At 69.2% G+C, this 8,050-nt stretch carries 6 protein-coding genes; 4 read left to right on the top strand and 2 right to left on the bottom strand.

Annotation, left to right across the window (positions count from 1 at the left end; genetic code table 11):
• Nucleotides 1-36: 36 nt before the first annotated feature.
• Nucleotides 37-1,467 carry a serine hydrolase gene (locus J7I98_RS30485; protein WP_214928265.1) on the bottom strand — a complete coding sequence of 477 codons (1,431 nt, stop codon included), beginning with the start codon at nucleotides 1,465-1,467 and terminating at the stop codon, nucleotides 37-39.
• 244 nt (nucleotides 1,468-1,711) lie between these two features.
• Between J7I98_RS30485 and J7I98_RS30480 the strand changes: the two genes are divergently transcribed.
• The 4 genes from J7I98_RS30480 to J7I98_RS30465 are packed head-to-tail and all read left to right on the top strand — an operon-like array spanning nucleotide 1,712 to nucleotide 7,009.
• Nucleotides 1,712-2,482: an ABC transporter ATP-binding protein gene (locus J7I98_RS30480; RefSeq protein WP_214928264.1), complete on the top strand. Its 771-nt coding sequence runs from the start codon at nucleotides 1,712-1,714 to the stop codon at nucleotides 2,480-2,482.
• An 8-nt stretch (nucleotides 2,483-2,490) separates the two neighbouring features.
• Complete coding sequence (locus tag J7I98_RS30475; RefSeq protein ID WP_214928263.1) at nucleotides 2,491-5,055, top strand: FtsX-like permease family protein; 2,565 nt, start codon at nucleotides 2,491-2,493, stop codon at nucleotides 5,053-5,055.
• 41 nt (nucleotides 5,056-5,096) lie between these two features.
• Complete coding sequence (locus tag J7I98_RS30470) at nucleotides 5,097-6,368, top strand: histidine kinase (RefSeq protein WP_214928262.1); 1,272 nt, start codon at nucleotides 5,097-5,099, stop codon at nucleotides 6,366-6,368.
• Nucleotides 6,356-7,009, top strand: a complete 654-nt coding sequence (locus J7I98_RS30465) for a response regulator transcription factor (protein ID WP_214928261.1) — start codon at nucleotides 6,356-6,358, stop codon at nucleotides 7,007-7,009. Before J7I98_RS30470 ends, J7I98_RS30465 begins: the two co-directional genes overlap by 13 nt.
• 93 nt (nucleotides 7,010-7,102) lie before the next feature.
• Here J7I98_RS30465 and J7I98_RS30460 read toward each other — a convergent pair whose 3' ends face one another.
• Nucleotides 7,103-8,041: an ACP S-malonyltransferase gene (locus J7I98_RS30460; protein ID WP_214928260.1), complete on the bottom strand. Its 939-nt coding sequence runs from the start codon at nucleotides 8,039-8,041 to the stop codon at nucleotides 7,103-7,105.
• Nucleotides 8,042-8,050 lie beyond the last annotated feature (9 nt).

Here is an 8,050-nt window from a genome sequence, read left to right as displayed (position 1 = left end):
CGCCGAGAGGACGGAAAGAGAACCCGCCTAAATGCATCAGCCCAGCAGGCCGATGCCCTCCCTCACCTGCAAACGACCCCCACTCAAATACATACCGCCGACCCGGCCCGACCCGGCACCCCCGCCAGCGAAGCCTCCGGCTCCCGTGCGGACGAAACAGTAGAGGTCCTTGGATTCGTCACTGACATATCCGCCTTCCGGTGCGGAAAGGCTCTTCAAGCGGAAGGCGAGGTCGGAATAGAGTTCCAGACGAACCGGAACCAATTGGGCCCGTTCCATCAGCACACCTTCATCGGCCGCCCATCGCACGGTGACGGTGTCCGGACCGGCGCGATACACCCCGCACACCTCGTCGGCGGCAATCCGCAGCTCTTCCCCCGAAAGCGGCTTTCCCAGGTCCGGCTCCTGATTGCGGCCCACGTCCCAGCCCAGCGAGGAAAGTTCCTCGAAGAACTGGTTTCCCATCTGACGGCCCGAGGTGGCGTTCGTCATCAGCACCATGGCAATGCCGCGCTCGGGGTCCATGCGCATCGCGCACGTCGCGCCACCCGTGTTGCCCTCGTGCCCCAGCCACATCCGGCCGGCGCTGTCCGCATAGGCGGCAAGCCCGAGCCCCCAGCCGTCGGCCAGGCCGAAGGCGTGCGAGCCCTTCACCGGGCGGCGCATCTCCTCCAGCTGCTCGCGCTCCAGTACGCCGGGCCCGCCCGTCCCCACATGCAGCGCCGCGACGCGCAGCAGATCCGACGCGCTGGCCATCAGCGCCCCCGCGGGAACCAGCGCACGCGGCAGCCCCGGCTCTTCCACGACATGCACGGTGGCCGTCGGCAGGTGCACCGCGTGCTGGCCGGCGACCGCGAGGCCGGGCGCGGCGCTGCCGAGGAATCCCGGCTCGACCCCGAGCGGATTCAGTACGAACGAGCGTGCCGCTTCCCACCACGTCATGCCGGTGACGGCCTCGAGCACCCGGCCCGCAAGGACGTAACCCAGGTTCGAGTACGAGAAGACCTTGCCCGGCTCGCACAGCGGCCGGGCGCCCGCCGACGCGGCCACGCATTCGCGCAGGGGCAGGTCACCCTCGACGTCGGGCATGTCGGGCAGACCGGCGGTGTGACTCAGCAGGCCGCGTACCGACGCCGTGTACAGGGGGCTCGACGGCGTGCCCGCCAGCTCCGGCAGCAACGGGCCGACGGGCGCGTCGAGCTCCACGTCACCGTCGCTGACGAGCTGCATCAGCAGCGTCGCGGTGACGAACTTCGTCACGGACCCGAGCGGGAAGAGCGTGGACGGTCCGACCCGCGTCCCCGATCCGTGGACCTCTTCGCCGTGCGTGTACGACGTCACCTCGCCCCGGTCGTACACAGCGAACTGCACCCCGGGAATCAGGTATTCGCGCGCGAGCTTCTGCAACAGACCGGCCACATCACCCGGTGCAGGCAGTTCTCCGTGAAAGGAAACGGATTCCGTCATCAAGTCCACCCAAGTCTATGAACCCGCCCGATCCAATACGGCCACTGAACCGACGACCAGGACGATCGAACTGCAAGGCTATCCAGCACCCGTTGACACCCACAACGAACTAAAGCCCCAGATTAAATCGCCTGGTGAACGAAGGTATAGCCAGCCATACCTTGAATGCGGCACACAGGGGGTTCGCCGTACGCCGATGCTTCCCATACTGTGGTTCCGCTAACGACGGGAAGGGGCAAGAAGAATGACATCGGTATGGGACCGGTCCGCGGCCACCACCGGCACGGTGTCGCCTGCTATGCGGTTGGAGTCGGTGACCAAGACGTACGGCAAGGGCGACAACGCCGTCACCGCTCTGAGAGGCGTCTCCATCAGCGTGCCGCGCGGTACTTTCACCGCTGTCATGGGGCCGTCGGGCTCCGGCAAGAGCACGTTCCTGCACTGCATCGCGGGTCTCGACCGCCCGACGTCCGGCCAGGTCTTCCTCGGTGACACCGAGCTGTCCGGCCTCAAGGAAGCCCCGCTGACCGCGGTACGCCGCGAACGGATCGGCTATGTCTTCCAGGCGTACAACCTCATGTCGGCGCTGACCGTCGAGCAGAACGTGACACTGGTGCCCCGGCTTGCCAACACCCCTGTCGACAAGGCGTGGTTGCGGGAGGTCCTCGAACGCGTGGGGATGAGCGAGCACGTCAACCGCCGCCCGAACCAGCTGTCCGGCGGCCAGCAGCAGCGGGTGGCCATCGCCCGCGCGCTGGTGACCCGCCCCGACGCGCTGCTTGCGGACGAACCGACCGGCGCCCTGGACACCCGTACGAGCCAGGAAGTCCTGAAGCTGTTCCGGCAGATCGTCGACGAGACGGGCCAGACCGTGCTGATGGTGACGCACGACCCGGTGGCCGCGTCGTACGCGGACTCGGTGGTGTTCCTGGCGGACGGTGAACTGGCGGGCCGGCTGGACCAGCCGACGCCCGAGCAGGTGGCCGACCGTATGACGCACCTCGGTAACTGGTGAGGTGAGCCATGTTCGACATCGCGTGGAGCACCATCAAGAACCGCAAGGGCGGCTTCATCGCAGCGTTCATCGCGCTGTTCTGCGGATCCGCGGTCGTCACGGCCTGCGGTGTCCTGTTCGTGTCCGGGCTGGAGTCCGGCGTATCGCCCGAGCGTTATGCGGCCGCGACCGTGATGGTCGGCGGCAAGCAGTCCAAGGACGTGCGGGAGAACTTCGACCCGCACTACGCGGAGCGGGTCACCCTGCCCGCCGGGCTGACCGGCACGGTCGCCAAAGTCCCTGGCGTCAAGACGGTGGTCGCCGACCGCTCTGTCGAGATGAGCATCGAGGGCACCAAGGGCCGCACGGTCGCCCTGGACAATCCGCTGTACGGGCACGGGTGGTCGTCGGCTCCGCTGGCGCCGTTCCGGCTGGCGGAGGGGCATGAGCCGCGAAGCTCCCAAGAGGCCGTCCTGGACGGCGAGTTGGCACGCCGGGCAGGCGTCGGGCTCGGAGACACGGCGCGCATCGCGACTGGCACAACTCCCGCCTCGTACAAGGTCGTCGGCATCGCCTCGCCCCCGCCGTCGGGCCTGGACCGGCAGTCGGCCGCGTTCTTCACCGACCAGCGGGCCGGGGAGCTCTCCCAGCGCCCCGACCGGCTCACGACGATCGGCGTCATCGGGGAGCCCGGCACGAGCGCCGGTGACCTGGCCGGGCGTATCAACGAGGCGCTGTCCGGCGCCAAGGACGGCACCGAGGTCGCCGTCTACACCGGTACGCAGATCGGTGACGTGGAGTTTCTCGACATGGGGCAGTCGCGCGGCTTCCTCATCGGCCTTTCCGCGTCCTTCGGCGGTACCGCGCTCGCCGTCGTGATCTTCGTGGTGTCGTCCACGCTCGGCCTCGCGATCCACCAGCGCCGGCGCGAGCTCGCGATGCTGCGCGCCATCGCGGCCACCCCGCGGCAGATCCACTCCCTCATCGGCAGCGAGATCCTGCTGGTCGCCACGGTCGGCGCCGTTCTCGGTGCCGCGCCCGGCTTCCTGGTGGCCGGCGAGCTCCGCGACGCGTTCGCCACAATCGGTGTGCTGCCTCCGGACTTCGAGCTGTCGCTCAAGCCGTATCCGGCCATCGCTTCGGTGATTCTGTGCGTGTTCGGTGCTCGTCTGGCCGGGTTCATCGCGGCGTACCGTACGGCCAGGATCAAGCCGGTGGAGGCACTGAGCGAGTCCCAGGTCGAGCCTCCGGCGCTCGGCCGCGTACGGATGAACATCGGCCGGGGCCTGATCCTTCTCGGCCTGTGCGCGGCCATCGTGACGCCGATGACCATCCCCGGTCAGCTGGCGATCGCGGGCGCCGCCGGTTCGCTGCTGATCCTGATGGTCGGCATGGCACTGCTCGGGCCGAAGCTGGTGCAGCTCGCCACGGCCGTCATGAGCCCGTTCCTCAGATGGTCGCGGGTGAGCGGCTACCTGGCCGCCGCCAATACCAACGCGAACTCGCGCCGGCTCAGCAGCGCGGTCATCCCGCTGGCCCTCGGCGCCGCCATGGCGCTGATGCAGCTGTCCACCTTGTCCACCGTCGAGGCCACCGCGAAGCAGCAGGCGGCGACCGGAGTGGTCTCGGACTACGTGCTGACCAGCGATGCGACGGGGCTCTCCCCGCAGCTCACCGCTGCGGTGCGGGAGGTGCCCGAGGTCGGGACGGCCACTCCGGTGGTGCGCTCGCAGGTGCTGATCAACCACATCGAGGTCGACAAGCCCGCTGCCGCCCCCTTCGCCGCGCAGGGCATCGAGACGAAAAATCTCGGCCGGACGCTCGATCTCGACGTACAGGAAGGCAGCCTGAACGAGCTGCGCGGCGACACCGTGGCGCTCAGCTGGATGGCCGCCGGTACGGCGGGACTCGGCGTCGGCGACAGTACGGAGATCAACCTCGGTGACGGGACGCTGAAGAAGTTCACGGTGGTGGCGATCTACGGAAACGGCCTGGGCTTCGGCGACGTCACACTGCCCCACGACGTCCTGTCCCGGCACACCACCAACCAGCTCGACACCGCGCTCCTGGTGACCGCCAAGAACCCGGGCGCGCGGGCACAGGTGCAGTCGGCGCTGGACAAGCTGGCCAAGGACACACCGACGCTCCAGGTACAGAGCCCGTCCGACTTCGCCGCCGTACAGCAGGGCCAGTTCGCCAAGCAGTCGTGGACGAACCTGATCGCCAACGCGCTGCTGCTCCTGTACGTGCTGATCGCCGTCGTGAACACGCTGGTGATGGCGACGACGGCGCGCAGCAGGGAGTTCGCCATGCTGCGGCTGATCGGAACGAGCAAGCGGCAGACCCGGCGGATGATGTTCATGGAGTCCTGGGTCGTGGTGGTCACGGCGATCGTCGTGGGCGCCATCATCGCCATTCCGCCCACGATCGGCAGCAGCCTGGCGATGACGGGCCAGCCCGTGCCCGCCCTCACCACGCTGCACTGGGCCGGCATCGCCGCCTTCACCGCGGTCCTGGGGTGGCTGTCCATCAGCATCCCCACCCGTTCGGCACTGCGTACCCGCCCGATCGAAGCGGTGTACACGGGTGAATGACGATGCATAACCTCGCGCCGGGCGGGAAGGCTGGGGCCGACATGAGCACGCCCAACGTCGCCCCGGAAGACGACCGGTACCCGTGGATCAGGAACTTGTTCGACGGGTACCGGTATCTGTTCATCGGCGGCGCCACCGGCATCGCGTCCCTGCTGACCGGTCTTGCCTGGCTCCTGGTGTGCGTCGCGACCGTGCCCAAGCTGGGCCTGGCGGCGTGGAAGCCGCTGGCCGACTGGACCCAGCGGCTCACCACCCACGAACGCGAGCGGGCCGGTGACCTGCTCGGTGAGCCGGTCCAGGGCGCGTTCGACCCGGTCACCGACGGCGGACGGATGTACCGGTTCCGGCTGAACTTCACCAGCCCGGGATTCCGGCGCACCATAGCGTGGCTCCCCGCTCACGGCTTCGCCGCGCCCATCACCCTGATGCTGACGGCGGGTCATCCGTGGAGCACCCTGTGGTCGGTGGTCCTGTCGGTCAAGTGGCTGTTCACGGACGGCGGCGAGCCCTACAGCTCGTCGTTCTTCTACACGGTCGACTCGGCGCCGCTGGCGATCACCACGATCGTGCTGACGCTCGCGGTCACCGCCGTCATCGTGGCGGCGGTGCCGTGGTTCGCCCGTCTGCAGGCCCGGCTGACAAAGGTCCTGCTGTCCCCGCTCTCCTCGCCCCGGCTGGCTCAGCGCGTCGTCGAACTCACCGCGACCAGGGCCGCCGCGCTGGAGGCGCACGGCGCGGAACTGCGGCGTATTGAGCGGGACTTGCACGACGGTACGCAGGCACGGATGGTCGCCGTGGTGATGCAGCTGGGCATCGCCGAACGCTCCATGCACAGCGACCCCACCCGTGCCCTGGAGCTGATCCGGCAGGCCAGGGACTCCGCGACCAGCTCGATCTCCGAACTGCGTGAGGTCGTACGCAGCATCTATCCGCCCATCCTGGACGACCGCGGCCTGGACGGCGCGGTGTCCGCCCTGGCCGCCCGCTGCCCCATCCCGTGCACCGTGCAGGTCGACGACATCCGGCGGGCCCCGGCCGCGGTCGAGGCTGCGGCGTACTTCGTCATCGCGGAATCCCTGACCAACGCGGCGAAGCACAGCTCCGCCAACGAGGTCCACGTACGCCTGCGCACCGAGAACGGCTCGCTGCTGATCGAGATCAGCGACGACGGCAAGGGCGGTGCGGAGGAGGGCGCGGGCACGGGGCTCATGGGGATCCGGCGTCGCGCCGAAGCGTTCGACGGGCGCGTCCACCTGTCCAGCCCGGTCGGCGGACCGACCACGATCACCACGGAGCTGCCATGCGAGTCGTAATCGTCGAGGACGATGCCCTCCTGCGCCAGGGACTCGTACTCCTGCTGGAGACCGAGGGCATCGAGGTGCTGGCCGCGGTCGACAACGCGGACGACTTCCTCGCGGCCATCAGTGACGTACGCCCCGACGTTGCGGTGATGGACGTCCGGCTGCCCCCCACCTTCCGGCACGAGGGGCTGCGCGCGGCGGTCGAGGCACGCAGGCTGTACGAGAACCTGCCGATCCTCGTCATCTCGTCGTACGTCGAGGACAGTTACGCGTCGGAGCTGCTGTCCGACGGCAGCGGGGCGATCGGTTACCTCCTGAAGGAGCGCGTCGGGAAGGTCGAGGACTTCATGGACGCGCTGCGCCGGGTGGCCGACGGCGGGACGGCGATGGACCCGGAGGTCATCGCGCAGCTGCTGGTACGGCGCAAGGCGAACGACCCACTGCGGACCCTCACCGCCCGGGAGAAGGAAGTGCTGGGGCTGATGGCGGAGGGCCACAGCAACGGGACGATCGCGGAGCTGTGCTTCATCACCGAAACGGCGGTCAGCAAGCACATCCGCAACATCTTCAACAAGCTGGATCTGCCGCCCGCCGACACCGGACACCGACGGGTCCTCGCCGTACTCGCGCACCTGCGCAAACACGAGTCCTGACGCGCCGCACCTTCCCGGAAGGTGACAGCGCCTGGCCGCCCCCGTGATGACGCGGGAGCGGCCAGGCGCTGTTCTTGTGTGCGTGCTGCACTGTCAGGCCGCTGCGGCCATCTCCGTCAGCGGGTCGGAGAACGTCGTACGCGTCACCGAAGGGACCGTCGCCTTGGCCAGGCCGGTCAGGGTCTTGCCCGGGCCGATCTCCAGCAGGTGATCACAGGCCAGGTCGGCGGTGAGCGTCCGGAGGCTGTCCGACCAGCGGACCGGGGCCGTGATCTGCCGACGCAGCAACGACGCCCACTCCGGGCCGCCCCGGTGCGCCGTGGCATCCACATTGGAGACCACCGGGGTACGTCCGGGCATGAAGCGGACCGAGGCGAGCGCCTCCTCGAAGCGTTCGGCCGCCGGGATCATCAGCGGGGTGTGGAAGGCCCCGCCGACCGGCAGCCGCACCACCCTTGCCGCACCCGCCCGCTCCGCCGCCTCGGCGCAGCGCTCCAGGCCCTGCTCCTCTCCGGCGATCACGGTCTGCTGCGGCGAGTTGGCATTGGCGACCCAGACGCGGGCGCCCGCGGCGCGGAGCCCGACGGCCAGTTCCTCCAGGCGTCCGGCATCGAGGCCGAGCACGGCGGCCATGGCTCCCGGTGACCGGACGCAGGCGGCCTGCATGGCCTCGCCGCGCGCCACGATCAGGCGTACGGCGTCCTCCGTGTCGAGGATTCCGGCGGCCACGAGCGCGGTGTACTCGCCCAGGCTGTGTCCGGCGCAAGCGCCGGGGAACGTGGCCAGCGGGTATGCGGTACGCAGTTCCGTGAGCGCCACCAGCGCGAGGGCGAACGTGGCGAGCTGCGCGTTGTCGGTGCGCCGCAGCGTCGCCGCGTCGGCGTCGAGGAGCAGGGTGGCGATGTCGCGGCCTGCCGCCTCCGAGGTCTGTTCCACGACCGCCCACCCCGGGCGGCGCACCCAGGGCAGTCCCATTCCCGGGCGCTGACTCCCCTGTCCCGGGAACATCAGGGCCAATCGGGGACTTGTCATCTGGTCTCT

Origin of the sequence: Streptomyces sp. ISL-98 (assembly GCF_018614055.1) — a bacterium.
GTDB classification, from domain to species: domain Bacteria; phylum Actinomycetota; class Actinomycetes; order Streptomycetales; family Streptomycetaceae; genus Streptomyces; species Streptomyces spiramyceticus.
This window is presented reverse-complemented; position numbering and strand designations above follow the sequence as displayed.

Coding starts and splice junctions, on each gene's coding strand:
- J7I98_RS30485 (WP_214928265.1), bottom strand. CDS start 1,467: ATGACGGAATCCGTTTCCTTTCACGGAGAACTGCCTGCACCGGGTGAT.
- J7I98_RS30480 (WP_214928264.1), top strand. CDS start 1,712: ATGACATCGGTATGGGACCGGTCCGCGGCCACCACCGGCACGGTGTCG.
- J7I98_RS30475 (WP_214928263.1), top strand. CDS start 2,491: ATGTTCGACATCGCGTGGAGCACCATCAAGAACCGCAAGGGCGGCTTC.
- J7I98_RS30470 (WP_214928262.1), top strand. CDS start 5,097: ATGAGCACGCCCAACGTCGCCCCGGAAGACGACCGGTACCCGTGGATC.
- J7I98_RS30465 (WP_214928261.1), top strand. CDS start 6,356: ATGCGAGTCGTAATCGTCGAGGACGATGCCCTCCTGCGCCAGGGACTC.
- J7I98_RS30460 (WP_214928260.1), bottom strand. CDS start 8,041: ATGACAAGTCCCCGATTGGCCCTGATGTTCCCGGGACAGGGGAGTCAG.